We start from the raw sequence: 25,922 nt of genomic DNA on the forward strand, positions 1-25,922 counted from the left end.
CGTAAATGCTGGTGGGGTCTATGGTTGGATTCTCCAGCCACCGACGAACTCGGCGTTCGGTGCTCTGGGCGAACGTGGCACGGGAGTGAATGTAAGGGAGCCAGGCGGGGATGGAACTACGCTGGGAGAGCAGCAGGCCCGTGACCATCCAAGCCAGCGTGTGGGCGTTGCGGACGTCATTCCACAACCCACGCTGGAGGTGGGCGAAGACGGCTTGATAAAGTCGGGGCGCGTCCCCGGTGGCATTTTCGGTTGTCACAGGTAGAAAGTGTCCCCTACCGGGGACGCTTTCTCATACTTTGTGTCAGGCCGTCAGGAGAAGGGACTGAACCGCGTACTTTGCCCCGTCCCCTTTGATCGTCAGTTTTTCTCGGCCTCGTCGTCGAAATACTCGAAGCGGAAGCTGCCGATTTCCACGGTGTCGCCCTCGCGCGCCCCGGCCCGCCGCAGGGCGTTGTACAGCCCCTGGCGTTTAAACACCCCGCCCAGATACTCGGCGGCGTCTTCCATGTAGCGCGAGAAGCGCGAGATGCGTTCCTCAAAACCGCCCCCGTGGATCTCCCAGACACGTTCGTTCTCGCCGGTGGTGACGATGCCCACGCCCCTGGCCGGGGGGTCCTCGCGGAAAGTCACGCTCAGGGCTTCCTCGCGGACCTCGTCGGATTCGATTTCCAGAGCGTTTTGCTGCGCCCACATTTCCCGGTCCGGCATCATCTGGAACAGCGTCTCGCGCAGGCTGCCTAGGCCGTTGCCCTCCCTGGCGCTCACGCGCAGCACGGGCAGGCCGAACTCGGCCAGCTCGCCTTCCACCATCACGCCCAGGTCCTCATCCACCAGTTCCACCTTGTTCAGCGCGATCAAGGCGATATTGTCCAGCAAGGTGGGGTCATAGGCGCGCAGCTCGGCCTGCAAGGCGCGCAGTTCCTCTACCGGGTCACGGGTCACGTCCAGCACGTACACCAGCACGCGCGTGCGGCTGATGTGGCGCAGGAACTCCAGCCCCAGCCCCTTGCCCAGCGACGCTCCCTCGATGATGCCGGGAATATCGGCCAGCGTGAAGCGCTCGTCCAGCGGGTTGCCGTGTTCGTCCACGCGGTCCACCACGCCCAGAATGGGGGAGAGGGTGGTGAACGGATACTCGGCAATCGCCGGATTGGCCCGCGAGAGCGCGGCCAGCAGGCTGCTCTTGCCCGCGTTGGGATAGCCCACTAGCCCCACGTCGGCGATCAGGCGCAGTTCCAGGCGCACCCGGCGCTTTTGCCCCGGCGTGCCCAGCTCCGCAAAGCGGGGGGCCTGCCGCGTGCTGCTGGCAAAGGTGCTGTTGCCGCGTCCGCCGTAGCCCCCGCGCGCCACCACCTTTTCCTGGCCCACGCGCACCAGATCGGCGATGACCTTGCCGCTGTCCTCGTCGAAGGCGGTGGTCCCCACCGGAACGTCGATATAGATGTCCTCGCCGTCGCCGCCCTGCCGCAGTCGGCCCTCGCCGTACGCGCCGTTCGGCCCCTTGAACTTGCGGCGGCCCAGCAGGCGTTCCAGCGATTCCACGCCCTCGATGGCCCGCAGGATGATGCTGCCCCCGCGCCCGCCGTGGCCGCCGTCCGGCCCGCCCTTTTCCATGTATTTGGCGCGGTGGAAACTCATGCTTCCGTCGCCGCCATTCCCCGCATTCACTTCAATATTCAGTACATCCCGAAACGCCACAGTCCCACTCCTTTCCGCGTCGCAGACAGGAATCACCCCGTCCGCGCGCCCATCCACCGCCCTCAGCGCCCTCCGGCCCGCCATGAACGCGGGCGCGGCGCTGGGGCCGCAACATCCGGGCAGCTTATCAGGGTGCGGAGGTGGGGAAGGGGTGAGGCCGTTGCTGTTCTGGTTCTGCTGGGTAGCTCCCACGACTTGACCCCTCCTGCGAAGCTGTGCCAGTTCACCCCAACCGCCATTCACGACATCCAGGGTCCCTTTCCCGCCCTATCCCCATCCCGCCCCGACCTGCTAGAATATCCCGTTTCAGAGCGGAGAGCCTGGTATCTCTTACGCATCCGACAGAATCCTCAGCGGCCCGATTGTGCGTGTTGGCCGCGCCTTTTGACAAAATCTAAGAAAAGAAGGGAGCATTCCTCTTGCAAAATAATCTAGTGGTGCGCGGCGCGAAGGAACATAATCTCAAGGACATCACCGTGGAGCTGCCGCGCGATCAATTTATCGTGATTACGGGCGTGTCGGGCAGCGGCAAGAGTACGCTGGCCTTCGACACCATCTACGCCGAGGGCCAGCGCCGCTACGTGGAAAGCCTGTCGGCCTACGCGCGGCAGTTCCTGGGCCTGATGGAAAAGCCGGACGTGGAGAGCATCACCGGCCTGTCGCCCGCCATCTCCATCGATCAGCGCACCACCAGCCACAACCCGCGCAGCACGGTGGGCACCGTGACTGAGATCCACGATTACCTGCGCCTGCTCTACGCCCGCGTCGGCACGCCGTACTGCCCCGTCTGCGGGCGCAAGATCGAGAAACAGAGTCCCAGTGAGATCACAGACCGCCTGATTACCGAGTTTGCCGACAAGCGCGCCATTCTGCTTGCTCCGGTGGTGCGGGGGCGCAAGGGCGAGTACCGCAAACTGTTCGGCGACCTGCGCCGCGAGGGCTACGCCCGTGTGCGCGTGGACGGCACCCTGTACGAACTGGACGAGGCCGAGAAGCTGAAGCTGGAAAAGTTTGAGAAGCACGACGTGGATGTGGTGATTGACCGCGTGACGTTGCGCGAGGCCGACCGCAGCCGCATTGCCGAGAGCGTGGAACTCGGCCTGCGCCGGGGCGAGAGCCTGCTGCGCGTCCTGCTGCCCGACGGGGGCGAGGGCGGCGAGGCCCACGAGGAGCTGTACTCCGAGAAGTTCGCCTGCCCCGAACACGGCAGCGTACTGGAGGAGCTGGAGCCGCGCTCGTTTTCGTTTAACTCCCCCTACGGCGCGTGCGGCGACTGTGCGGGTCTGGGCAGCAAGAACGAATTTTCGCCGGACCGCGTGATTGACGACAAGCTCAGCATTGCCGAGGGCGCGATTCTGCCCTGGAGCAAGAAGGGAACGGGCGGCGGCATCTACTACTGGGACAAGTTGCAGGCGCTGGCCGAACATCTGGACTTCAGCCTCAAGACGCCGTGGCGCGAGCTGTCTGCCGTGGCGCAGAAGGCCGTCCTGCACGGTCCCGGCCAGCCCTTTGAAGTGGTCTACAAGCGGGGCGGCAAGGAAACCATGCGCTTCATGACCGAGTTCGAGGGCGTCCTGCCCAATCTGGAACGCCGCTATGCCGACACCGAATCGGATTTCATGCGCGAGAAGCTGGAAGAACTGATGGAAATGCGCCCGTGCCCGACCTGCGGCGGCACGCGCTACAAGCCCGAGATTCTGGCGGTGCGCGTGGGCGGCCTAAACATCGCGCAGGTGGGGGGCATGAGCGTGCTGGAGGCGGACGCCCTCTTCGGCAGTTTGCAGGACGGCCACCTGAATCACGACGCCATCGCACCTTTCCTGAAGGGCCATCTGGGCGGCACGGCCCGCGCCCATGCGCCCCGCCACTACGAATATGTGCAGAACGCCTTTGGCGCGGCGGTGTCCGGTCCCGTCCTCAAGGCCATCCGCACCCGCCTGAAGTTCATGGTGGATGTGGGGCTGGATTACCTGTCGTTAGACCGCACCGCCAACACGCTGTCCGGCGGCGAGGCGCAACGCATCCGTCTTGCTACTCAGGTGGGTTCGGGTCTGACGGGTGTGCTGTACGTGCTGGACGAACCCAGCATCGGGTTGCATCCCAAGGACAACGGGCGCTTGATCGGCACCCTCAAGAACCTGCGCGATCTGGGCAACACCCTGCTGGTAGTGGAACACGACGAGGACACCATGCTGGAGGCCGATTACCTGGTGGACATGGGGCCGGGGGCGGGCGTCCACGGCGGCGAGGTGGTGGCCGTCGGCACGCCGCAGGAGGTCAAGGCGAATAAGCACAGCCTGACCGGAAAATACCTGCGCGGCGAACTGAAGATCGACGTACCGACTTCTCGCAGACGCGGCAACGGCAAGAAGTTGAAGATCTTCGGCGCGCGCGAACATAATCTTCAGGACGTGGATGCCGAGATTCCGCTGGGCATCATGACCGTGGTGACTGGCCCCAGCGGCAGCGGCAAGAGCACCCTGATTCACGACATCCTGCACGCCACGCTGGCCCGCGAGTTGAATGGCGCGAAGACCACCCCCGGCAAATATGACCGGATAGAGGGCATGGACCATCTGGACAAGGTCATCGAAATTGACCAGTCCCCGATTGGCCGTACGCCGCGCAGCAATCCGGCCACCTACACCGGCGTCTTCACCGAGATCCGCGATCTGTTCACCCGCACCAACGAGGCGCGTCGGCGCGGTTATCTGGCCGGGCGCTTCTCGTTTAACGTCAAGGGCGGGCGCTGCGAACACTGCAAGGGCGACGGCGTGATGAAGATCGAGATGAATTTCCTGCCCGACATCTACGTGCCGTGCGAGGTCTGCAAGGGCGCGCGTTACAACCGCGAAACGCTGGAGGTCAAGTACAACCACAAGACCATCAGCGACGTGCTGGACATGACCGTGGAGGACGCCCACAGCTTCTTCGAGGCGATTCCTACCATCGAGCGCAGGATGCAGTTGCTGCTGGACGTGGGCCTGGGCTACATGCGGATCGGGCAGCCCAGCACCACGCTGTCGGGGGGCGAGGCGCAGCGCATCAAGCTGGCCTCCGAACTGAGCAAGCGGGCGACGGGTAAGACCATCTACATCCTGGACGAACCCACCACGGGGCTGCATTTTGAGGACGTCCGCAAGCTGATGGAAGTGCTGGACCGGCTGGTCGAGGGCGGCAACACGCTGGTGATCATTGAACACAATCTGGACGTGATGAAGCGCGCCGATCACCTCATCGATCTGGGGCCGGAGGGCGGCGTGCGCGGTGGCACCATCGTCGCCACCGGAACGCCGGAGGAGCTGGCGGCGCACCCCACCAGTTACACCGGCGAGTACCTGAGCCGGGTGCCGGGGATCGTGCCCGTCAGAACAGCGCCCGCAAAAGCTGTGAAGGAGGAACGCGAACTGGTCCTGTCGGCCCCCGCCCGCAAGCCCCGTGCTAAGAAGGGGGCAGCATGACCACACCGCCCGCGCCCGAGCAATCTGACCCGCACCCCGCGACCGAAGCCCAGGGCGAGTCACCGCCCGCCTCTGAAGTGACGTCTTCGGCGGCGGCAGATGCGGAGCAGACTGTGGTAGCGCGGCCCGACGTGAGTAGTACGGTTGATCTGTCGAAATCTTTAGCAGAGGACGGTGACCCGGATGTGGGCCGCCCGTCCCCCGCCCGCGCCGCGCCGCCGCTGATCCCGCTGCCCAGCCGGGCCGAGGAGGAGCGCCCCCACCGCGCGCGCTTCCTGACCTTTCTGCGCCTGCTGGGTGGCTGGGCGGTGCTGGGCGCGCTGGCCTACACCATGTGGACCCCCGGCGAGTGGCAGAACAGCCTGCTGCTGTGGGTGGCGCTGGTGATCGTGGCCGACGAGTTCGGCGGGTGGTTCGGCTACCTGGCGCTGCTGCTGGGCGGGCTGGGCTACCTCAGTCCCACACCGCCTCCGGCGCAGTGGCTGATCATCCTGCCGCTGGTGGGCGGCGCGCTGATGGCGCTGCTGCTGGTCAAGCACTCCGGGGGCGTGCTGGTGCTGCCGTTTGCCGGGCTGCTGTTTGCGGGAACGCTCCTGGCGGTGGCCCGCTTTGGCCCCAAGTTCGATCCCACCCTGAAGCTGCCGTCCGACGATACCTTCCTGCGCTCGGCCCTGATCGCCATGATCGCTGGCCTGGGTTTCAGTCTGGTGCGGCAACTCGCCGGGCTGTGGCTGCGGCGGCGGGCGCAGCAGGCTGAAGCGCCCGCCCTTCCGGCCTGATAGACCGCCGTTCCCAGGACCAGCGCCCGGTTACGCCTCACGTCCGGGCGCTAAACTCCGGGCCATATGACCAGACTTCAGGGCAACAACTCCAACCAGATTATTCTGGTGATCGGCACATTGATCGCCGTCGCGCTGATCGCGCTGGCCCTCTTTGCTGTGCGTGACAAACCGGCGGCGGGCGCGGGCAAGGGCCTGAGCGCCGACTTCAAGCTGGACGGTCTGCCCTACGCGGGCCAGGCCGACGCCCCCGTGAACGTGGTAGTCGTCGAGGATTTTAAATGCCCGGCGTGCAAGCAGTTCGAGGCCAGCGTCGAGCCGGAACTCAAGACCAAATATGTGGATAGCGGCAAGGCCAAGATGTACACCCTGGTCTGGCCGTTCCTGGCCGAACTCGCCAAGCTGCCCACTGATGACAGCAAGCTGGCCGCGCAGGCGGCGCTGTGCGTCTATGACGAGGGTGGCAACGCCGCCTTCGGCGCGTACAAGAGCATCCTCTTCCGCGCTCAGGGCGACGAGTCCACCGTCTGGGCCACCAAGACCCGCCTCAAGGATCTGGCGAGCAATGTGGAGGGCATCGATCAGGCCAAATTTGCTGGCTGCCTGGACTCCGACGCCACCGCCGCCCGCGTGGACGCCAGCGAGAAGCAGGCGTCGGACGCAGGGGTGAATTCCACGCCCACCGTGTTCGTCAACGGCAAACAGGTGGTCAACGAGGCTGGGCAGGGCAGCGCTCTGGCCGCCGATGTGGGCCGGGCCATCGAAGCCGCGCAGCAATGACCCCCACCCCATGACCCGCGACAACCGTCTGTATCTGGCCTGGCTGGTGGCGCTGGCCGCCACGCTGGGCAGCCTGTACTTCAGCGAGGTCCAGGGCTTCCGCCCCTGCGTGCTGTGCTGGTATCAGCGCATCGCCATGTACCCGCTGGCCGTGATTCTGGGCGTCGCCGCGCTGGGCAGTGACCTGAAGATTCGCCGCTATGTGCTGCCGCTGGCGGCGGCAGGCTGGGTGATCGCCCTGATCCAGAACCTGGAAGACTGGAATGTAATTCCCACCCTGCGGGCGTGCAGCGCCCTGGTGGACCCCACCGTGGTGCCGTGCAACACCCCCTGGCCCATCTGGGGCGCGGGCGCGCTGTCGGGCCTGAATCCCATTCTGACCATCCCAGTGCTGAGCATGATCGCCTTCACGCTGATCATCGCGCTGCTGAGCTGGCGCAGAAGCTGAATTTTAAACCGTCATCTCCCAAGCCACTGGAAGCGTTTTTCCCAGTGGCTCTTTTCAGAGGTCACGCATGAACACCTTTACCATCCAGCCCGCCACCGCCGAAACGCTGCCCGATCTCGTTGCCCTGGTTACTGACCGGGAGGACGCGGCCAGACGCCTGAACTTCCTGCGCGAACGCCTCGCCGGGGGGCAGTTCAAGCTGGAGAACACCCTGATCCTCCGCTCGGAGCGTGGCGTAGAGGGCCATACGCTGATCAATGCACTGGCCCAGATTCCAATCTTTCCGCACCTGCGGTCCGATGTGCCGGAAGAGGCGGTCATGGCGCTGGCCCGCGCGGTCCGTGAGCAGGCTGCGCCCGGACAGAGCCTCCTCCTGGACAGCAATCTCGCCTCGCTTCGTGCTGCTCCCTTCGAGGCCGCCGGATGGGTGCTGGACAGTCGGCATGTCGTCTATGAAACGGACCTGCGCGCTCGTTCGTACCCGCTGGACCCGCAGGCACAGAGCGTTGATGCGAACCGGCCCGATATTCGTGAACTGCTGGAACAGCTCGGTCAGCCGCACCTCGAACCCTCGGAGGACTGGACCTTGATCGCCCTGGCCGGGGCGGACGGTTCACCTGCCGCCCTGGGCGCGACTGGCCCCGGCGGACGCCCGGATACCGCCAGTATCAACCTGATCGGCGTGCTGCCCCAATCTCGTGGCCAGGGCCTGGGGACCCACCTGCACGCGCACCTGCTGGCGCTGGCGGCTCGAAAATTCGCGCGCCACGATGGAGGGACGGAAGCCGAGAACTCAGCCATGCGCCGCGTTTTCGACAAGCACGGCTCCCGACTGATGGCGACACAGATGTATTTCAAAGCGCGGGATTGAGCCTGAACCGCTGACCGCAAAAAGCCCTCTCCACGGGGAAGAGGGCTGGGCGGGGCAAGCTTTAACTCAGCCCCGCACCACCTCCAGAATCTTGTCGCCGTACTTCTTCATGCGCTCCGGCCCCATGCCCTTGACGGCCTGCAAGTCCGCGTCGGTGTACGGCACGCGGCGGGCGATCTCGGCCAGGGTGGCGTTGCTGGCAATGATGAAGCGGCTGATTTCCTGCCGCTTGGCCTCGGCGTTGCGCCACTCGCGCAGGCGGGCGTAGACGGCGGCCTGCTCGTCACTCAGGTTGGCGGCGGGGTCTTCCTTGGCGGCGGGCAGATCGGGGGGCAGGATGATCGGCGCTGCGTCGGGGGCCTCCCGCGCCTCCTGGCGGGGCTGGCGCTGCCGTCCGCTGCCGCGCCGGGGGGGCTGTGTCTGCTGGGCCGGGGCCAGGGCTTCGGACGCGGCGGCTTCCTGAGCCGAATCGGCTGTGTCGGGCGTCCTGTCCGGCGCGTCGTGGTCCTCCGGCGCGGGTGTGCGCTCGGGCTGGTGGCGCACGTCCGGCACCCCGGCGTCCAGCGGCGTGGCGTCTGGGCCGGAGCTGACCGGCGTGGGCAGGCGCACGGGTGGGCGCTCCAGGTCGCTGTAGACGATCTCCGGCTCCCAGCTTTCCTCAGGTTGTGACGGCGGTGATTCCGGGGCAGCCGGGGCAGAGGCGGCGGGGGCCTCGAAGGTGAAGCGTTCGGGGGCGCTGGCTTCGGTGGAAGCAGACTGCATTTGAATGGATTGGGCCGGACTGGACTGGCCTGGATTGAGCTGAGCCGGACTGGGCTGAGCCGGACTGGGCTGAGCTGGATTGGGCTGAGCTGGATTGGGCTGAGCTGGATTGGGCTGGGCGAGGTTGGGCTGGGCTGAACCTGACTCGGCCCGGCTGGCCTCACTCGGATTGGGCCTGCTGGGCCGCTCGCCCCGCTCTGGACGGTTGCCCTGGCGGAAATCCTGCCGAGAGTCGCCCCGCCCCTCCTGACGTGGTCTGGAATCGCGCCGTCCATCCCGCTCGCGGCGGCTGTCATTGCGGCCCTGGCGCGACTCGCCGTCCTCGCGGGCTTGTTCTGGCGGCAGCGAGGACGGACTGGCCCGTGGCCTCTCCTCGCGTTCGCCCTGTTCTGACGCTCCGTACAGCAAGGCCAGCACTGTGTCCACGTCCTCCAGACCGGGGGTCAGGATGACCCCGGCGGGCACGCTGCGGGCGGCGGCCTGCACGCCTCCGGCGGGCTGGGCGGTGTCGGGGGCGGCGTCTGGGGCCAGCAGCAGGGCGGTGGGGCCAGCGCCCTGTGCCGCGCCTCCCAGCCGGTCTGCGAGGGTAGACACGGTGCGCGCCGCGCGGGCCAGCCGCAGCGGCAGGGTGGACACGTCGCGCAGGGCCAGGGCCACGCTCAGTTCGCCGGGGGGATCGGTCACGGGGTCCGGGGCCACGTCCGCGCCGAACAGCACGGCCAGCGACACGTCACCGTGGCCAGTCAGGGTAGCCCCGTCGCGGTACACGATCAATTCTGCGCCCGCGCTCAGCCAGCCGCCGCCGGGGGCCAGGGTGGCGTCGGCGATCACCGGCACCCCGGCCCTCCGGGCGCGTTCGATGTCCCCGGCTTCCGGCTCCAGCAGCCACACGCCCTTCGCCCCGCGCCAGTCGCCGTCCAGCGGCGCGGCGGCCAGTCCGGCCACGGCCAGGAAGTCACGGTTCAGGCGCAGCCGCGAATCCACCCGCAACGTTCCCTGGCCCAGGTGGGCGGCCAGTTGCCGGGCCAGCGCCGCCTCGCCGGGCAGCAGCAGACCCCAGTCCGCGCCCTCCAGCGCTGCCAGGGCAGAGGAAAGGCGGGCGTGCGGGTCGCCGCGTTCGGCGTGCAGGCGGACCAGCCGGGCATCGGGGCGGGATGAAGATGGAGAAGTGGTCATGCGCCCTATTGTGCCGCACGCGTGGCCCAGGGGCTGCGGGAAGGCAGATGTGGTGATGTTCAGACGGCGCAGCCCGTACCCTGGAAGCATGAAGCCCCTCCTGCTGTTCGCCGCGCTGCTGTTTTCCGCCGCCTCTGCTCAGGTAAGGAGTCTGTCCACCCCGGTCCCGGTCCTGACCCTCAGCGCTCCGGTGGGAACGTCTCTGGAACTGGTCACCACCACCACCAGCCGGACCACGTTTTCCAACGTGCGGGTCACGGCGCTGCCTGGTTCGGATAGGTCGGCGGACGAGCTGGCCGAGATCAGGAAAGCCGTCACGGCGGGCATAGGACCCGGAGCGAGGACCACGGCAAGCGGGAAACTGTTATGCCGCGTCACGGGCCGGGCCGCAGACGGCAGCGTGACCCTGCTGACCAGCACGATCCAGAGCGAGCCGGGTGAAATGCCCATCTCACTGGAAATCACGCAGACGGTGGCCCGTGACGGCAGGATCAGCGGCCTGAAGTTCGGGAGCGACAATGAGATCTTGAACGCCGCCCTTGCCAGGTACACAGCGGACCGGCTTGAACAACTGGCCGATCAGAACGGGTACAACTTTTCCGGAGTCTATGGGCAACCGCTGACGCCTGGTCAGGCCTATTCCCAGAATCACAAGATGACCATCAGCGGCGTTCTGTCGGGTCTGTTCAGCGCCTTTGCCAGTCAGGCCGAACTCCCGGAGCTGTTCAGCAAGGTCCAGGCCAGCCCGCTGAGTGCCACCACCATCACCACTTATGGCGGTCTCAATGCCCAGGGTCTGCACGCCTTCAGCCAAAACAGCAAGCTCAGCCCGTGGACCGTCGAGACTGGCGGCGTCGGCGAAATGTCCAGCTTTAGCATCGACCTGACTGGAGCACGGGTGAGAGGCACCCACACCTACCGCGCCGACGGCCTGCCTGGCCCGTCCACCCAGCACACCCATCTGGTCATGAACCTGGCCATTGAAACGGAAGGCGTGCAGGTCAAAGTAACCATGACCGCTAATCAGACCACAATTGCCAAATTGCCCTAACTGGCCGTCCCTCCGGCCCCATCTACCGCGCCCCGTCTTACAAACGCTGTGCCCCACACGCGCCATGCTGAACGCACGGAGGTCACGACATGGCGCGCATCACGCGGTACAGCAAGTTTGAAGGTGAACTCGATCAACTCGATTCCAGCGAGCTGATGCAGATGATCCAGGAAGCCTTGCTGGGGCAGGGCATGAACGATCCCTACGACCCGGACCCCAACGCGCGCCCCAGCATGGACGACCTGTTCGACGCCATTCTGGAAGCCTTGGCCGAGCGCAACATGATTCCCGAAGAACAACTGATGGAAGCCATGCAGTCGGCAGACATCCATGACACGGCGCTGGGCGAGCAGATCAAGAACCTGATGGATAAATTGCAGCAGGACGGCTTTATCCGCAAGGAATTCGATGACCCGGATGGCCAGGGCGGCGCGGGCCAGGGCGGCGAGGCCACCTTCCAACTGACCGACAAGAGCATCGACTTTTTAGGTTACAAGTCTCTGCGTGACCTGATGGGCGGCCTGGGCCGCAGCAGCGCAGGCGCGCACGACACCCGCGAGTACGCCAGCGGTGTGGAGATGTCCGGCGAACTCAAGAACTACGAGTTCGGCGACACCCTGAATCTGGACACCACCGCCACCCTGGGCAACGTGCTGAGCAAGGGCCTGGAAAACATGGAGGAGTCGGACCTGGTGATCCGCCAGGCCGAGTACAACTCCTCGGCGGCCACCATTGTGCTGCTGGACTGCTCTCACTCCATGATCCTGTACGGCGAGGACCGCTTTACCCCGGCCAAGCAGGTGGCGCTGGCGCTGGCCCACCTGATCCGCACGCAGTACCCCAGCGACACCGTGAAATTCGTGCTGTTTCACGACAGTGCCGAGGAAGTCCCCGTAAGCAAGCTGGCGCAGGCGCAGATCGGGCCGTACCACACCAACACGGCGGGCGGCTTGAGGCTGGCCCAGCAACTGCTGAAGCGCGAGAACAAGGACATGAAGCAGATCGTGATGATCACCGACGGCAAGCCCAGCGCCCTGACGCTGCCGGACGGACGCATCTACAAGAACGCCTACGGTCTGGACCCCTACGTGCTGGGCGCAACCCTGCGCGAGGTGGCCGCCTGCCGCAGAAGCGGCATTCAGGTCAACACCTTTATGCTGGCCCGCGATCCCGAACTGGTGGGCTTTGTGCGCCGCGTCAGTGAAATGACGCGCGGCAAGGCGTACTTCACCACGCCGCAGAACATCGGCCAGTACGTGCTGATGGACTTCGTGACCAACAAGACGAAACTGGTGAACTAAAGCATTTGTCAAAAGAGTTGTTCGCTTTCGACCGAATGGGCGGGCAAGCGTCCTCATGGACGTCTGTTCATGACGACCGTCTGTTCTGCCCAAGACAGTGAGTCGATTTCACCGAGCGTTTTGGAGAGTGGAAGCATCAGAAGTCCTTTTTGCTGACGCTGTCATTCAGATCAATGCTTTGGGCGGTGGGAGGAAAAGGCGGCGTCCGTAGTGATGCGGGCCGAAGGGCCATCTGGAGGAACGGCGAACAATCGTGAACGGTGCTTCTCGGGATCGGCTGACGGCTCTGCTCCCCGCCTCCGTGCCGTTCCCCCTCTCCCGTTCCCGGCGCGCTAAACTCTACCCATGATCATCAGCCTTTCCCAGACCGTGATGATGCGAATGCCCCCGCGCCCCTGAGCGTTCCGGGGCTTCAGGCGGGGTGCGACTCTTCGACGAGACGCACCCCGCTCGCCATTTTTTCCGTATTCTGTGCAGGTTGTCCGCCCCGCCTCTCATCAGGGCGCTGCACCTCCAGGTGCCGGGTGGAAAGGAAGGGAATACCATGAGCGACAGCAAGCAGAGCAACGAATTTTTTATCACCACCGCCATCGACTACGCCAACGGCGAGCCGCACATCGGGCACGTTTACGAGAAGATTCTGGGCGACGCCATCGCGCGCTATCAGCGGCTGGCGGGGCGTGACGTGACTTTTGTGATGGGCACCGACGAACACGGCGAGAAGATCAGCAAGGCCGCCGCCAAGGCCGGGGTCACGCCGCAGGAACTGGTGGACGATCTGAGTGACCGCGCCTTCCGGGGCCTGTGGGACCGGCTGGACATCAGCTACGACGCCTTTATCCGCACCACGTCCCAGCGCCACAAGAAGTTCGTGCAGGGCGTCTTGCAGCGCGTCTACGACGCCGGTGACATCTACTTCGCCGAGTACGAGGGCCTGTACTCGGTGGGCGCGGAACGCTACGTGACCGACAAGGAACTGGTGGAGGGCGCGGACGGCGTGCGCCGCTACCCCGGTGACCGCGACGCGCCCGAACTGCGCCGCGAGGCCAATTACTTCTTCAAGATGGAAAAGTATCAGGACTGGTTGCTGGACACCCTGAGGGCCAATCCGACGCTGATCCAGCCCGCCGGATACCGCAACGAGGTGCTGGAAATGCTCTCGGAGCCGATAGGTCCCCTGAGCATCAGCCGCCCGAAAAGCCGGGTGCCGTGGGGCATCGAGCTGCCGTGGGACGCCGATCACGTTACCTATGTGTGGTTCGACGCCCTGCTGTCGTACCTGACGCCCTTCGTGGCGAGCGGACGTGGGGCCGAGACGGTCAGCGGGCTGGCGTGGCACGTGATTGGCAAGGACATCCTCAAGCCGCACGCGGTTTTCTGGCCCACCATGCTGCGGGCGGCGGGACTGCCGCTGTACCGCAAGCTGGTGGTGCATAGCCACATCCTGGCCGAGGACGGGCGCAAGATGGGCAAGTCGCTGGGCAACGCGATTGACCCGCAGCAACTGGTCAACGATTTCCCGGTGGACGCCATCCGCTACACCCTGCTGCGCGAGGCGTCGCTGGGCGCAGACAGCCCCTACGGCGAGGGCATTCTGGTGTCGCGCCTGAACAGCGATCTGGCCAACGATCTGGGCAACCTGCTGTCGCGCACCGTGAGCATGATCCACAAGTACCGGGGCGGCGTGCTGCCCGCCGCACACGAGCCGAACGAACGCGAGCGCGAGATTGAGGCGGCGGCGCTGGCCCTGCCGGGTCAGATTCTGGGGCTGGTGGATGACCTCAAGATCAATATGGCCATCGAGGCCGCCATGAACTTCGTGCGGGATCTGAACCGCTACATCGCCGAGAGTGCGCCGTGGAATCTGGCGAAGTCTGAGGACACCGCCCGCCGTCTGGACACCGTGCTGTACACCGCTGCCGAGGGGCTGCGCGTGGCCTCGGTGTGTCTGGAGGCCGTGATTCCCAGCAAGGCCCGCGAGCTGCGCGCCCAACTGGGGCTGGGCGGACAGACCTACGCCCTGGCCGGAGCCTGGGGACTGATCCCGGCGGGCACCCGCGTGCCAGGCGGGCCGATCCTGTTTCCTAAGCCGGAGCAGGAGGCAGGCAAGGAAAAGCCGGGCAAGCCCCAGCAGCCTATCCAGAAGGAGAAGAAAGTCGTGAGTGCCGTTGCCGAGCCTGCCGCGCCCGTCGCCAGCGCCACCCCTGCCGAAACAGAGGCCCTGATTTCCATCGACGACTTCGCCCGCATCGACCTGCGGGTGGCGGAAGTGATCGCCTGCGAGGCGGTGGCGAAGGCCGACAAGCTGCTCAAGCTGACCGTCAAACTGGGCCAGGAAACGCGCACGGTGGTCAGCGGCATCCGCAAGTGGTACGAGCCGGAGGCATTGGTGGGCCGCAAGGTGATTCTGGTGGCGAACCTGAGGCCCGCCAAACTGCGCGGCATCGAGTCCCAGGGCATGATCCTGGCCGCCGAGGACGACGCGGGCAACCTGGATCTGGTGGGCCTGACGCAAGACCTGCCGAGCGGGACGAAGGTGCGCTGAGGCTTTCAAACAAAGAAGCCGCTGGAAGTCTGTTAAAGGACTTCCGGCGGCTTTCGTTTTGGGTGGACGCTTATGGAATCAGGTAGGTGATTTCCAGGCGGGGCTTGTCGGTGGCGTTGTCGCTCGCATAGATGTGAACGAGGTCGGCACTGCCGTCTCCGTTGGTCTGCCTGGCGAAGCGCAGACGGTACTGCGTGCGGGTGCGGTTGGCGCTGAGATCGGCCTTCACGGCGCTCAACATCGACTTGGAGTAGTTGCCGATGGTGGCAGTGGTGATGAAATTGCCCTGCGCACTCAGAACCGGCGCATCGAAGTCGCTGGCGCTCAGGACGGCCCCGTAGATCACGTGATCCACAAGCAGGTAGCTGCTCCCCACATTTAGACTGGAGTAGGGCGTCCCCAGCACCAAGCGTTGACGGGCCGTCAGGGTTGCCGACAGGACATTGCTGCTGGTCAGGGCCGCCAGGAGACTGCTCAGATCGAAGCTCAGGAAGCTGCGGTAGACGGCGTTGGGAACATCGGTGCTGTCGCCGACATAGATGTTGCTATCGGTGGTGTTCACGTTCCCGTCCGAACGGACGCGGCCATCGAGCGCCGCCGTGCTGTTGATGGTGGTGGTCAGTTGCCGGTAGGTCTTGAAGGCGTTGGTGGTCGGAGGCAGGGTGTTGTGCCGCCGCCTCCACAGGCAGCGAGGCTCAGGGCAGTGGTCAGTAGCAGGGCAACATTCAGTGGTTTCATGGTCTTCTCCTTGGCGCAGGGAGCGGCCCGCCAGCTGCTGGCGGATGGCCTGTTCCCTCGCTTGAGAACACCTTAAAAAACACATCGTGACCGCACCATGATCAGTGGTGGTCAGGACCAGTTGGCACCATGATCGGCAGGACTCATGGCCGAAGTTCCCGGCAACCCTATACACTGACCGTATGCCGTTCATCGTGGTTTCGGGATTGTCGGGCAGTGGCAAGAGTACGGTGTTGCGAACATTGGAGGACGCGGGGTTCTTTACCACCGACAACTTGCCGCCGGAACTCTGGGGGTCCATGCACGATCTGGCGACGGCGCGCGGCCTGACCCGGGTGGCCATCAGCACCGACGCGCGCACCCGCGATTTCCTGGAGGCGCTGGAGTCCAGTTACCTGCGCCTGTCGCGCCGCCGCGAGGACCTGCGGGTGCTGTTCCTGGAGGCCACGGCAGAAGTGCTGCTCCAGCGCTACAACCTGACCCGCCGCGAACATCCGCTGGGGGACACCCTGCTGGTGGACTTTGCCCGCGAGCGGGAGCTGCTCGCGCCGCTGCGCTCGATTGCCGACACGGTGATCGACACCACTGACCTGAGTGCCAAGGAACTGGCCGAGCGGGTGCTGCGGCTGTACCGTCTGGAACACGATTTTCATCTGCGGCTGGTATCGTTTGGGTTCAAGCATGCGCCGCCGCGCGATGTGGATCTGGTGCTGGACGTGCGCTCGCTGCCCAATCCCTATTACGACCCGGCCCTGCGTCCCCGGACTGGTCTGGAAAAAGATGTGGCAGACTACGTGTTCCAGAACGAGGATGCCGAGGGGTTTTACGGCGAGCTGCGCGGCTTCGTGCGGACCGCCGCCGAGCGGGCGCGGGCGGGCGGGCGGCACGGCTACACCGTGGGCATCGGCTGCACCGGCGGCCAGCACCGTGCCGTGGCCGTGACGGACCGACTGGCCGGCGACCTGAAGGACCTGAACGTGGAGGTGGCCTACCACCGTGATATGAAACTGGAGGCGAGTTGAGGTGAGGGGGCCAGTTACTACCTCAGCGGCCCGTAGGCGGCGGCCATGAGCGATCCGCCCCTGCTGGACGACCATCCCCTGGCCTCGTCAGGCCGGGCCAGTGCGGTGCGGCGGCGGGCGGTCCGGGGCGGGCAATACGCCAGCCGCCGCGCCCGCGTGTGGCTCGCGCCGGGCATGGGCGTCAAGCGCTGGCTGGCGCTGTTCATGGTCTGCACCTTCGTCGGCGCGGTGGGTTTCTTGCACTTCACCTGGACCGGGCCGCTGCATTTCGTCGCCACCCGCTGGATTCTGTCCCTAAATGCCCTGGCCAGTCCGGGGGTTCTCCCGCTGCATGTCACTGGCATGGCGGTCATGGCGCTGGCGCTGATCGGCGCGTTTTTCAGCATCGCCATGCTCAACCGCTCGATCCTGCGCGGCACCGGCACCGTGCCCGGCACGGCCCTGGACCTGATCTACGAGCGGCGCACTCTGTCGCGCGGTTCCCGGATCGTGGCGGTGGGCGGCGGCACGGGTCTGTCCAACCTGCTGACCGGCCTGCGGCCCCACAGCGCCCACACCACGGCCATCGTGACCGTCTCGGATGACGGCGGCAGCAGCGGGCGGCTGCGCGAGTCGCTGGATATGATCGCCCCTGGCGACCTGACCGACTGCTACGCGGCCCTCAGCGACAGCCCGGTGATGGCCCGGCTGCTGCTGCACCGCTTCACGCGCGGCGACGGCATTGCGGGCCACACCTTTGGCAATCTGATGCTCGCCACCCTCAGCGAGGAGGAGGGCGGGCTGGCCAGGGCCATGAAGGATATTCACGACGTTCTGCGGATTCGCGGTCAGGTCTTCCCGGCGACCACCGCGCCCGCCACCCTGGTGGCCCACCTGAGCGACGGACGGGTGATTCGCGGCGAGAGCAAATTTGCGCCCTCGGTGGGCAGCGCCCGCATCCTGAGCGTGACGCTGGACCCCCCGGACCTGCCCGCGCTCCCCCCGGTGTTGGACGCCATCCGCGACGCCGAGCAGATCGTGCTGGGGCCGGGCAGCCTGTTCACCAGCATCATTCCGGCGCTGCTGGTGCCGCAGATTGCCCACGCCGTGCGCGAGTCGGCGGCCCCATTGATCTATGTGGCCAGCCTGATGACCGAACCCGGCGAGACCGACGGCCTGGGCCTGGAGGGCCATGTGCGCGCCATCACCCGCCACCTGGGCCGCACCCCCGACTGCGTGCTGGTCAACAATGCCACGCTGCCGCCCGAAGTCGTCGAGCATTACGCGGCAGCGGGCGCGCACCTGCTGAATCTGGACGGGGTCAGCCGGAACCTGAGCGGATCTGCCGTGATCCTGCCGCTGCTGCAACCCGGTCAGGCCCGCCACGATCCAGTGGCGCTGGCCGGGGCACTGCTGACCCAGACCCCGCGCCGCCGCCTCCAGAATTAGCCCTCAGCACTGGTTGACCCCTGCACCCGTCTACCCACCGCCCCGCTTCGCCTGCCCGCTGCCTGGTACGCTGTTGCCCATGGCGGCGCGGCAAGACACGGCAACCAACATCCGCGAGATGGGCCTGCGGGCCAGGGCGGCGGGCCGGACGCTGCGCTCGCTGCCTACCGGGCGCAAAGTGGCGGCCCTGGAGGCCATCGCCGCCGCGCTGCGCGCACGCCAGAACGACATCCTGCGCGCCAATGCCCGGGACGTGCTGGCCGCGCAGGAAGCCGGTCTGCCCGGGCACATGATCGACCGGCTGCGCCTGGACGCCGCCGCGCTGGACGCCATTGCCGCCGATGTGGAGGCCGTCTCGCGCCTGCCCGATCCGGTGGGGGAGACCACGCCGCCGCAGCCGCAGCCCAGCGGCATTCAGGTCTCGCGGCGGCGCGTGCCGCTGGGCGTGCTGGGCGTTATTTACGAGTCTCGCCCGAACGTGACGGTGGACGTGGCGGCGCTGGCCCTGATGAGCGGCAACGCAGTCATCCTGCGCGGCGGCAAGGAAACCGTCCACAGCAACGCGGCGCTGGAAATAGCGGTGCGCGCCGCCCTGACAGCCCAGAATCTGCCTGCCGACGCCGTGCAGGTCATCCGCGACCCGGCCCGTGAGCGCATGCGTGAGCTGCTGCGGCTGGACGATCTGGTGGACGCCATCATCCCGCGCGGTGGGGCCGGACTGCACCGCTACTGCGTGGAAAATGCCACCGTCCCCGTGATCGTGGGCGGTATCGGCGTGGTGCACATCTATCTGGACGCCAGCTTCACCCGTGACCCGGCAGACGTGAGACTGGCCGCCGAGATCGTCGTGAACGCCAAGGTCCAGAAGCCCAGCGCCTGCAATGCGCTGGATACCTTGCTGATGGACCGGGAAGCCCTGCCCGCCCTGCCCGACATCGTCCGCGCCCTGATCGAGAACGGGGTGGATGTGCGTGCCGACGCCGAGGCGCAGGCCGTCTTGGACAACGCGGGCCTGTCCTGCACGCCCGCTGCCAGCGCTGATTACGGCACCGAGTTCCTGGCCCTGACCGCCAGCCTCAAGGTCGTCTCCGGTCTGGAGGAAGCGCTGGATTTCATCGCCGCTCACGGCAACCACACCGACGTGATCCTCACTCGCAATGACGCGCAGGCCGAGCGCTTTATTCAGGACGTGGACAGCGCCGCCGTGATCGTCAACGCCAGCCCCCGGTTCAACGACGGTGGGCAACTGGGCCTGGGCGCGGAAGTCGCCATCAGCACGCAGAAGCTGCACGCGCGGGGGCCGATGGGCTTGAGGGAGCTGACCACCACGAAATGGGTGGTGGTGGGCGAAGGGCAGATCAGGGGCTAGATTGCCAATGATTCACAGAGAATGTGGACCACGGATGACCACAGAAGGTGAGTTGCCGCCCATCACTGAAATCTAGAGATATATGGGGCGCGCCGTCAGAGACATCCCAGGCCCAATGCGTCAAGCGCTGCCCGCGAAGCTGTAGTTCCTCCCCAATATTGTGAATTTCAACAGTGAAGCCATGTTCGGGAGCGCCCCAGGCGGTAGGTGGGCTATCAACTCGATCCCAGTAGAGATGTGGGCCATCGTTAAAAGTCCTCCACCATTGCTGGTTGCAGCAGAGGTATACGAGCAGACTTGAATACTCAATTGAGTCGTTTTGCCTGATTGTTTCCAGCACGAGATGCTCAACGACGAACTCATCGAGAATGGGGGGCGTGCCGATCAGAAAATATTCAGCCATCTGTTGAACCCTTGTGGACTTGTGCAAAAGGAACTTCGCCCACTACACTCCCAGCGGCACATCCACCCCAAGCTCGGCCAGCACCGTGCGAATCGCCTGTGCGTCGATCCCAGCGCGGGCGTGAACGCTCTCGGTAGTGGCGTGGTCCTGAAATTCGTCGGGAATGCCCAGGGTTCGCACGGGGACGCGCAGGCCCATGCCGTTCAGGGCCTCCAGCACCGCGCTGCCGAAGCCGCCCATCAGTGTGTTGTCCTCCACGGTGACGATGGTACGGGCGCTGGAGGCCAGCTCACGCAGCATGGTCAGGTCCAGCGGCTTGACGAAGCGGGCGTTGACCACACCGACACCGGGCAATTCCGCCGCCGCCGCCTGCGCATATTCCAGCGCCTTGCCGCCTGCCAGAATCACCACATCCGAGCCGTCCCGGACGCGCTCCCACGTTCCCCATTCCAGGTCGGGCCAGGTTCCTTCGGGCACCTTGACCGTGTTGCCGCGCGGATACCGGATGGCGAAGGGGCCGTCGTGCTCCTGCGCGTATTTCAGCATGCCGCGCAGTTCGGCGGCGTCTTTCGGCAGGCCGATCCGCACGTTCGGAATGCTGCGCAGATAGCTCAGGTCAAAGACGCCGTTGTGCGTCGCGCCGTCAGCGCCCACGATTCCGGCGCGGTCAATGGCGAAGGTGACATTCAGGTTCTCGATGGCGACGTCGTGTAGCACCTGATCGTAGGCGCGTTGCAGGAAGGTGGAATAGATGGCCACGATGGGCCGTAGGCCCTGCAAGGCCATTCCGGCGGCGGTGGTCACGGCCACGTCCTCGGCGATGCCCACGTCCAGGTAGCGGTGCGGGTGCGCCTTACTGTAGCCCACCAGGCCGCTGCCCTCGCGCATGGCCGGCGTGATCACGAAGGTTCGCGGGTCGCGCTTGGCCAGTTCGGTCACGGCGTCGCCGAACGCCGCGCTCCACGAATACGCGTTGCTGGCTATGAAATCCCCCGTTTCGGGATCGAACTTGCCGGGGCCGTGCCAGTAGATCGGGTCCGCCTCGGCGTAGCTCAGGCCCTTGCCCTTGCGGGTGACCACATGCAGGATCGTGGGGCCGTCCAGATCGACCAGGCGTTCCATCAACCAGACCAGTTCCTGGACGTTATGGCCGTCCACCGGGCCGACGTAACGCACGCCCATTGTGGCGAATGGATTGACACTGGCCGGATCGAAGAAGTGGCGGGTTGAACTCTTGGCCCGGCTCATGAAATCGGCCAGGGGTTTACTCAGGGACTGGACGGCCTTTTTGCCCGCGCCCTCGCCTTCCTGAAACCACTTCTGCACTTGCAGGCCGCGCATGAATTTGTTGATCGCGCCCACGTTCTCGGAAATGCTCATCTCGTTGTCGTTGAGAACGATCAGCATCTTGCGGCGCAGGTCACCGATGGTGTTCAGGGCGGCCAGCGCCATGCCGCCGGTCAGGGAGCCATCGCCAATCACGGCGGCCACCTTGTAATCCTGACCCAGCGCGTCGCGCGCCATCGCCATGCCCAGCGCGTTGGCCAGGGAGGTGCTGGCGTGGCCCACGGTAATGGCGTCGTGTTCGGACTCGCTGACCCTGGTAAAGCCGCTCAGGCCGCCCTCCTTTTTCACGGTGGCCATCTGCTCGCGCCGCCCGGTCAGCATCTTGTGGGCGTACGCCTGGTGGCCCACGTCGAAGAGAATCCGGTCACGTGGGCTGTTCAGCACGTAGTGAAGCGCCACGATCAGGTCCGTGGCCCCCAGCGAGGACGCCAGGTGCAACCCGCCCACCGAGCAGACCCGCACGATCTCGTCGCGCAGTTCCTGGGTCAGTTCGGGCAATTGATCGCGCGAGAGCTTCTTGAGATCGTCGGGACCGTGAATCCGGTCCAGCAGCGGCGTGCCCTTGCGTTCGAGGTCCATCATCTCATCTGCCTTATTGACTTCGGTCATCAGCGGCCTCCCTTGAAATTGCGTCCCACCAGGAGCAGCCCTTCGGGTGTGCGGACCTCGCCCACATACGGCGTGAACCACAGTTGTTGTGTGGCCGGAAACAGGCCGCCCACCGTGTCGCTGACCTGGCGGGTGACCACCCAGACCTCGAATTTCCCGGCAGGGGTGTCCTGCTGCCGCCTTTCCTGCACGGTGTAGCTGTAATTCAGCGTGCCCTGTGCCTGCGCCTTGCCGTCGTCCCCGCTGATGACGATGGTGCTGACGCCCTGCCAGTTCAGCCCCACTTTCCAGGCGCTTTCCGCCGGGTATTCCAGCCACGGCGGGTCCAGGCGCACGTTGACGCCGGGTTTGCGGAGGCCCAGCAGGTTCACGCCGTTCGCCGAGAAGGTCCGAAACCAGGTCTGGTCCGCGCCGCGTCCGGTCAGTTGCAGCGCCTGCACGGTCTGTCCGGCGGAGATGCTCGGCCCCAGCGCCCGCAACACGTAGGGCACGGCTGAAGTCGGCTCGCCTTCCGGCAGATAGGACCAGGCCAGCCCGGCTTCACTGGGATAGAACGACACCGCATTGACCGGCGTGCTGGTCTGCACCGTGAGACCGGGGCCGCTCGTTTTGGGCGTGCAAGCACCGAGGCCCAGCAAGAGGGCCGGGATCAGGGCGAGAAAGGGGGTGGGGCGCATCATCCCCAGAGTAACGTCATGCATCGCATGCATTCTGTCAGCTAAGCGGAAGTCAGGCGTCCTGCTTTGGATGGAGTCAGGGCAGGAAAGCCATGTGGAACGGCGCTGAGGACCAGTTTCTAAGGGTGGATTTATGGATGTATGCGAGGGTGGGGCCACTTCAAATCTTCAGCGCTTAAAAAGCTTCTCCAGAAGAGCGAGGCGCTGAGACAGGAGCGGCATGTCTAGATGTAAAGTCTCGTCATCCAGAGACAGTAGATAGGCGGTCAGCGAGAAGATATTGACCTCTTCAAAATTGGCGTCAGAGGTCTGCACGGTAAACCACGGCCCGCTGCCGCCAAGAGGCTGAAGCATCCACCAGAAACAGGCCAATGGCTGAATGTGGGCAGATTCGTAGCCTGGAGGGGGCTGCATAGGTGTCAGCACCTTGCCTACTTTTAAATTCTTCTCGCCTTTGCTTATGTCCATAAAGGTCTGTTTTTCGGCGTCCCAAACCTCCGTCCATTTCCTCAGCCCGCCTGCCGGCAGCGCTTCAGCGTCCGCATCTGACTTCAGCTTCAGATCTCCAATGGCATTCCCCGCCCACATCTTGATCTCGGTCTGGTACAGCGTGCCGTTGCCGCCGTCGATCCAGGCGTCCAGTCGGTTGCCCTTCATCTTGCCTGTGGTGACTTTCATTGCAACGCAGCGGGCCTGTGCGCCGTCCCGGTTCAAATAGTGCAGGATCAAGGCTACGGCCAGCGGCTCGCCAACCAGACCCGTGATGGCGGTGTGATGGCCGTGCGCTTCCGGCAGTCCCGCATTGAAAAAGTTCAGCAGGTTCAAGCGATTGACGCGCAAGGGTTCGGAAGTCATAGCCAAGAATAAGGGGCCGCAGGCACTCCGCCCCGGCCCCCTCGTCCTTCCCATCCCGCTCAGATCTCAGATCAGGCTGAGCTGGTCCCCGTCCGCAATATGCCCGAGATGCTCAGGCAGGCCGCGCGGGTGGTCCATCACGATCTGCTCGGCCTTGTAGCTGCTGCGGACCAGCGGCCCCGACACGATTTCCAGGAAGCCCAGCTTCATGCCTTCCTCGCGGATTTCATTGAACTCGGCGGGCGACACGTAACGCTCGACGGCCAGGTGGTGCATGGTGGGACGCAGGTATTGCCCGAAGGTCAGCACGTCCACACCCGCCGCGCGGCAGTCGGTCATGGTCTGCGTGATTTCCTCCCGCGTTTCGCCCAGCCCCAGCATAATGCTGGTCTTGGTGATCACGTCCGGGCGGGCGCGCTTAGCGTGGGCCAGCACGGCGAGGGTCTGGTCATAGTCGGCGCGGATGTCGCGGACAGGATGGGTCAGGCGGCGCACTGTCTCGATGTTCTGGGCGTAGGTGTCCACGCCGCTGTCCAGGACCAGATCGACGCAGTGGGTGTTGCCGCTGAAATCGGGGGTCAGGGCTTCCACGCGGGTTTCAGGATTCAGCTTTTTAATGGCCGCCACCGTCTTGGCAAAGTGGTACGCCCCGCCGTCGGGCAGATCGTCGCGGTCCACCGAGGTCAGCACCACGTACTTCAGGCCCATCAGTTGCACGCTCTCGGCCACGCCCTGCGGCTCATCCAGATCGAGCTTGCCCATCGGGTTGCCGGTGTCCACAGCGCAGAAGCGGCAGCCGCGGGTGCAGATATGCCCCATCAGCATGAAGGTGGCCGTGCCGCGTGACCAGCACTCGCCGATGTTGGGGCACATCGCTTCCTCGCAGACCGTGTGCAGGCGGTGTTCCTTGACGATCTTGCGGACCTCGCCGAAGACCTGCCCGGTGGGGATGGTCACCTTCAGCCAGTCGGGCTTCTTCTCGCGCACGGGCACGCTGTCCCTGCGGTAGATGCCGTTCTTGACGAATTTGGCCTGCTTTTCATTGCTCTGGGTCATGAGGTCAGCTCCCCGCCCCGGCGAGTTCCGGCAGCGTCCAGTCGTAGGGTTCAAAGGTGGTGCAAAAGGCTTCAGACAATGCCTGATACGCAGTGTTCAGATCGGGAGCCTGGCCCAGACCGCGCAGCTCGAACTCGCGCGCCACGCTGGTCATCTGTGTGCCCGTCAATCCGCACGGCACGATCAACTCAAAATGCTGGAGGTTGGTGGTGATGTTCAGCGCCAGCCCGTGCAGCGCCACATTCTTCTGCACTGCCACGCCGAACGAGGCGATTTTCTGGTCATACATCAGGCCGTTGACCTCGCGTGGGTCCACGTAGACGCCCGCGTAGCCGGGGTTGGGGCGGGCGTCGGGCAGCCCCAGAGCGTTCAGAGCCGCGATGGTCGCCGCCTCTAACAGCCGCAGGAAGTCCTGCACGCGCCGGCCCACCGGGAAAATGGCGTAGGCCACCAGTTGGCCGGGGCCGTGGTAGGTCACGTCGCCGCCGCGCTCCACCTCCAGCACCTCAATGTCCTGAGCGGCCAGATACTCACGCGTCACGATGATATTTCCGCCCTCGCGCGCCTTGCGGCCCAGCGTCAGCACGGGCGGGTGTTCCACGAGCAGCAGCACGGGTTTGCCCCCGGCCACCACCCGCGCGTGGTGGTCCTTCTGCAAGGCCCAGGCGTCGCGATACGGCACGCGGCCCAGGTGGATGATGTCGAATGCGGCGGCCTTCATACCCGGAATTGTACGCCTGCCTGCCCGTGAATGACCGTGTCCTGCGCCGAATTGCAGGTGAAATTGACCAGCCCCGGTGGTCAATTCACGCCGTCAGGCTGGTTGTGCAGCCCCGTGGCGAGTCCGGGAAGAGCGTCTGGGCCAGCAGGACGTGAAATCGGAAACATGCCCAAACTGGCCCGGCCCTCCAGCCGTTACCGGCAGGGCCTCGTCTGGACGGTACGTGGGGCTGATAGGAACTTTGATCAAGTCGTTTGCAGGCACCGTCTTATCCGGGCGGACGTGAGAACCAGCAGATCGCACTCCAGATATGAAGTCTTCACACGTAAAGCCCGCCGCGCGCCGTCTGCCGCGTACCAACGCGCCGTCTCTGCCCACAACACCACCTGAACCCCTTATCCTGCCCGTATGGGATTTCTTCTCCGGCTTCTGGTCAACGCGCTGGCGCTCTATCTGCTGACGCGGGTGTATTCGGGCGTGTTTTTCGCGGGCGGTGCGGGGGTGAGCAGCGTGCTGATCGCCGCGCTGGTGATGGGTATCGTGAACGCGCTGATTCGCCCGGTGCTGCTGCTGCTCTCGCTGCCGCTGACCCTGCTGACCCTGGGGCTGTTTACGCTGGTGGTCAACGGCGTGGTGCTGGCGCTGGTGGCGGCCATCACGGCGCTGGACGTGGCGGGCTTCGGCGCGGCCATCGTGGGGGCGCTGATCCTGACCGTCATTGCCTGGCTGCTGGACGCGCTGGTGGGCGTGCTGGGGCTGGATGGAAAACGTGACTGAGACGGCCACGCCAGCCCAGTATCAACGGGTGCGGCCACGGGTGGT

General features: G+C 65.3%; 21 protein-coding genes and 1 pseudogene. 12 read left to right on the forward strand and 10 right to left on the reverse strand.

The window, feature by feature from the left end:
- A pseudogene (locus tag Q322_RS0111910) lies at nt 1–259 on the reverse strand (transposase); the annotation flags it as partial.
- Nucleotides 260–360: 101 nt separating this feature from the next.
- Nucleotides 361–1,701, reverse strand: a complete 1,341-nt coding sequence (gene obgE, locus Q322_RS0111915; RefSeq protein WP_029478138.1) for a GTPase ObgE — start codon at nt 1,699–1,701, stop codon at nt 361–363.
- A gap of 419 nt (nt 1,702–2,120) precedes the next feature.
- Between obgE and uvrA the strand changes: the two genes are divergently transcribed.
- The 5 genes from uvrA to Q322_RS0111940 all read left to right on the forward strand — a co-directional run bounded on the left by uvrA (nt 2,121) and on the right by Q322_RS0111940 (nt 8,040).
- Nucleotides 2,121–5,162 carry an excinuclease ABC subunit UvrA gene (uvrA, locus tag Q322_RS0111920; RefSeq protein WP_029478139.1) on the forward strand — a complete coding sequence of 1,014 codons (3,042 nt, stop codon included), beginning with the start codon at nt 2,121–2,123 and terminating at the stop codon, nt 5,160–5,162.
- Nucleotides 5,159–5,941, forward strand: a complete 783-nt coding sequence (locus tag Q322_RS0111925) for a hypothetical protein (RefSeq protein WP_156953025.1) — start codon at nt 5,159–5,161, stop codon at nt 5,939–5,941. The genes uvrA and Q322_RS0111925 overlap by 4 nt, the downstream gene beginning before the upstream one ends.
- 66 nt (nt 5,942–6,007) lie before the next feature.
- Nucleotides 6,008–6,721: a DsbA family protein gene (locus Q322_RS0111930; RefSeq protein WP_029478141.1), complete on the forward strand. Its 714-nt coding sequence runs from the start codon at nt 6,008–6,010 to the stop codon at nt 6,719–6,721.
- A 10-nt stretch (nt 6,722–6,731) separates the two neighbouring features.
- Entirely contained in the window at nt 6,732–7,169 is a 438-nt protein-coding gene (locus tag Q322_RS0111935) for a disulfide bond formation protein B (protein ID WP_029478142.1), read from the forward strand.
- A gap of 67 nt (nt 7,170–7,236) precedes the next feature.
- Nucleotides 7,237–8,040, forward strand: coding sequence for a GNAT family N-acetyltransferase (locus Q322_RS0111940; protein WP_029478143.1), 804 nt, complete (start codon nt 7,237–7,239; stop codon nt 8,038–8,040).
- A 66-nt stretch (nt 8,041–8,106) separates the two neighbouring features.
- Here Q322_RS0111940 and Q322_RS0111945 read toward each other — a convergent pair whose 3' ends face one another.
- Entirely contained in the window at nt 8,107–9,978 is a 1,872-nt protein-coding gene (locus Q322_RS0111945; RefSeq protein ID WP_029478144.1) for an HRDC domain-containing protein, read from the reverse strand.
- Between the two features lie 88 nt (nt 9,979–10,066).
- Between Q322_RS0111945 and Q322_RS0111950 the strand changes: the two genes are divergently transcribed.
- From Q322_RS0111950 to metG, 3 genes are all read left to right on the forward strand, one after another.
- A complete protein-coding gene (locus Q322_RS0111950; protein ID WP_029478145.1) occupies nt 10,067–11,029 on the forward strand; it encodes a hypothetical protein in 963 nt (320 codons plus the stop codon).
- Nucleotides 11,030–11,118: 89 nt separating this feature from the next.
- Nucleotides 11,119–12,330, forward strand: a complete 1,212-nt coding sequence (locus Q322_RS0111955) for a vWA domain-containing protein (protein WP_029478146.1) — start codon at nt 11,119–11,121, stop codon at nt 12,328–12,330.
- 544 nt (nt 12,331–12,874) lie between these two features.
- Nucleotides 12,875–14,875 carry a methionine--tRNA ligase gene (gene metG, locus Q322_RS0111960; protein WP_029478147.1) on the forward strand — a complete coding sequence of 667 codons (2,001 nt, stop codon included), beginning with the start codon at nt 12,875–12,877 and terminating at the stop codon, nt 14,873–14,875.
- Between the two features lie 70 nt (nt 14,876–14,945).
- Here metG and Q322_RS0111965 read toward each other — a convergent pair whose 3' ends face one another.
- Complete coding sequence (locus tag Q322_RS0111965; RefSeq protein WP_029478148.1) at nt 14,946–15,437, reverse strand: hypothetical protein; 492 nt, start codon at nt 15,435–15,437, stop codon at nt 14,946–14,948.
- A gap of 358 nt (nt 15,438–15,795) precedes the next feature.
- Here Q322_RS0111965 and rapZ point away from each other — a divergent pair, with 358 nt between their 5' ends.
- The 3 genes from rapZ (at nt 15,796) to Q322_RS0111980 (ending at nt 19,432) form a co-directional block, all read left to right on the forward strand.
- Entirely contained in the window at nt 15,796–16,635 is an 840-nt protein-coding gene (rapZ, locus tag Q322_RS0111970; protein ID WP_029478149.1) for an RNase adapter RapZ, read from the forward strand.
- A 45-nt stretch (nt 16,636–16,680) separates the two neighbouring features.
- Complete coding sequence (locus tag Q322_RS0111975) at nt 16,681–18,063, forward strand: gluconeogenesis factor YvcK family protein (protein ID WP_245593238.1); 1,383 nt, start codon at nt 16,681–16,683, stop codon at nt 18,061–18,063.
- 79 nt (nt 18,064–18,142) lie between these two features.
- Entirely contained in the window at nt 18,143–19,432 is a 1,290-nt protein-coding gene (locus Q322_RS0111980; protein WP_029478151.1) for a glutamate-5-semialdehyde dehydrogenase, read from the forward strand.
- Here the strand turns inward: Q322_RS0111980 and Q322_RS23380 are convergent.
- The 6 genes from Q322_RS23380 to lipB form a co-directional block, all read right to left on the reverse strand.
- Nucleotides 19,422–19,835 carry a hypothetical protein gene (locus tag Q322_RS23380; protein ID WP_156953026.1) on the reverse strand — a complete coding sequence of 138 codons (414 nt, stop codon included), beginning with the start codon at nt 19,833–19,835 and terminating at the stop codon, nt 19,422–19,424. The two genes, Q322_RS0111980 and Q322_RS23380, sit on opposite strands and share 11 nt — an antisense overlap.
- 42 nt (nt 19,836–19,877) lie before the next feature.
- Nucleotides 19,878–21,761, reverse strand: coding sequence for a 1-deoxy-D-xylulose-5-phosphate synthase (gene dxs, locus Q322_RS0111985; RefSeq protein ID WP_211248898.1), 1,884 nt, complete (start codon nt 21,759–21,761; stop codon nt 19,878–19,880).
- Nucleotides 21,762–21,790: 29 nt separating this feature from the next.
- On the reverse strand, nt 21,791–22,492 hold the full coding sequence (locus tag Q322_RS0111990; protein ID WP_245593240.1) for a hypothetical protein: 702 nt from the start codon (nt 22,490–22,492) through the stop codon (nt 21,791–21,793).
- A 144-nt stretch (nt 22,493–22,636) separates the two neighbouring features.
- Nucleotides 22,637–23,323 (reverse strand): hypothetical protein, encoded by a 687-nt coding sequence (locus tag Q322_RS0111995; RefSeq protein ID WP_029478154.1) that lies wholly within the window; start codon nt 23,321–23,323, stop codon nt 22,637–22,639.
- Between the two features lie 66 nt (nt 23,324–23,389).
- On the reverse strand, nt 23,390–24,379 hold the full coding sequence (lipA, locus tag Q322_RS0112000; RefSeq protein WP_029478155.1) for a lipoyl synthase: 990 nt from the start codon (nt 24,377–24,379) through the stop codon (nt 23,390–23,392).
- A 4-nt stretch (nt 24,380–24,383) separates the two neighbouring features.
- On the reverse strand, nt 24,384–25,100 hold the full coding sequence (lipB, locus tag Q322_RS0112005; protein WP_029478156.1) for a lipoyl(octanoyl) transferase LipB: 717 nt from the start codon (nt 25,098–25,100) through the stop codon (nt 24,384–24,386).
- 408 nt (nt 25,101–25,508) lie between these two features.
- Between lipB and Q322_RS0112010 the strand changes: the two genes are divergently transcribed.
- The gene (locus Q322_RS0112010; RefSeq protein WP_029478157.1) at nt 25,509–25,877 is read left to right on the forward strand and encodes a phage holin family protein; all 369 of its coding nucleotides are present in this window, start codon (nt 25,509–25,511) and stop codon (nt 25,875–25,877) included.
- Nucleotides 25,878–25,922 lie beyond the last annotated feature (45 nt).

The sequence above is a fragment of the Deinococcus frigens DSM 12807 genome (assembly GCF_000701425.1).
GTDB lineage: Bacteria > Deinococcota > Deinococci > Deinococcales > Deinococcaceae > Deinococcus > Deinococcus frigens.

Bases quoted from the DNA above. Each gene is read 5' to 3' on its own strand.
- Q322_RS0111980 (WP_029478151.1), top strand. From the start codon at position 18,143: ATGGCGGCGCGGCAAGACACGGCAACCAACATCCGCGAGATGGGCCTG.
- Q322_RS0112010 (WP_029478157.1), top strand. From the start codon at position 25,509: ATGGGATTTCTTCTCCGGCTTCTGGTCAACGCGCTGGCGCTCTATCTG.
- dxs (WP_211248898.1), bottom strand. From the start codon at position 21,761: ATGGACCTCGAACGCAAGGGCACGCCGCTGCTGGACCGGATTCACGGT.
- Q322_RS0111925 (WP_156953025.1), top strand. From the start codon at position 5,159: ATGACCACACCGCCCGCGCCCGAGCAATCTGACCCGCACCCCGCGACC.
- lipB (WP_029478156.1), bottom strand. From the start codon at position 25,100: ATGAAGGCCGCCGCATTCGACATCATCCACCTGGGCCGCGTGCCGTAT.
- Q322_RS0111940 (WP_029478143.1), top strand. From the start codon at position 7,237: ATGAACACCTTTACCATCCAGCCCGCCACCGCCGAAACGCTGCCCGAT.
- Q322_RS0111945 (WP_029478144.1), bottom strand. From the start codon at position 9,978: ATGACCACTTCTCCATCTTCATCCCGCCCCGATGCCCGGCTGGTCCGC.
- metG (WP_029478147.1), top strand. From the start codon at position 12,875: ATGAGCGACAGCAAGCAGAGCAACGAATTTTTTATCACCACCGCCATC.
- rapZ (WP_029478149.1), top strand. From the start codon at position 15,796: ATGCCGTTCATCGTGGTTTCGGGATTGTCGGGCAGTGGCAAGAGTACG.
- Q322_RS0111975 (WP_245593238.1), top strand. From the start codon at position 16,681: ATGAGCGATCCGCCCCTGCTGGACGACCATCCCCTGGCCTCGTCAGGC.
- Q322_RS0111950 (WP_029478145.1), top strand. From the start codon at position 10,067: ATGAAGCCCCTCCTGCTGTTCGCCGCGCTGCTGTTTTCCGCCGCCTCT.
- Q322_RS23380 (WP_156953026.1), bottom strand. From the start codon at position 19,835: ATGGCTGAATATTTTCTGATCGGCACGCCCCCCATTCTCGATGAGTTC.
- Q322_RS0111955 (WP_029478146.1), top strand. From the start codon at position 11,119: ATGGCGCGCATCACGCGGTACAGCAAGTTTGAAGGTGAACTCGATCAA.
- Q322_RS0111935 (WP_029478142.1), top strand. From the start codon at position 6,732: ATGACCCGCGACAACCGTCTGTATCTGGCCTGGCTGGTGGCGCTGGCC.
- Q322_RS0111990 (WP_245593240.1), bottom strand. From the start codon at position 22,492: ATGCATGACGTTACTCTGGGGATGATGCGCCCCACCCCCTTTCTCGCC.
- Q322_RS0111930 (WP_029478141.1), top strand. From the start codon at position 6,008: ATGACCAGACTTCAGGGCAACAACTCCAACCAGATTATTCTGGTGATC.
- lipA (WP_029478155.1), bottom strand. From the start codon at position 24,379: ATGACCCAGAGCAATGAAAAGCAGGCCAAATTCGTCAAGAACGGCATC.
- Q322_RS0111995 (WP_029478154.1), bottom strand. From the start codon at position 23,323: ATGACTTCCGAACCCTTGCGCGTCAATCGCTTGAACCTGCTGAACTTT.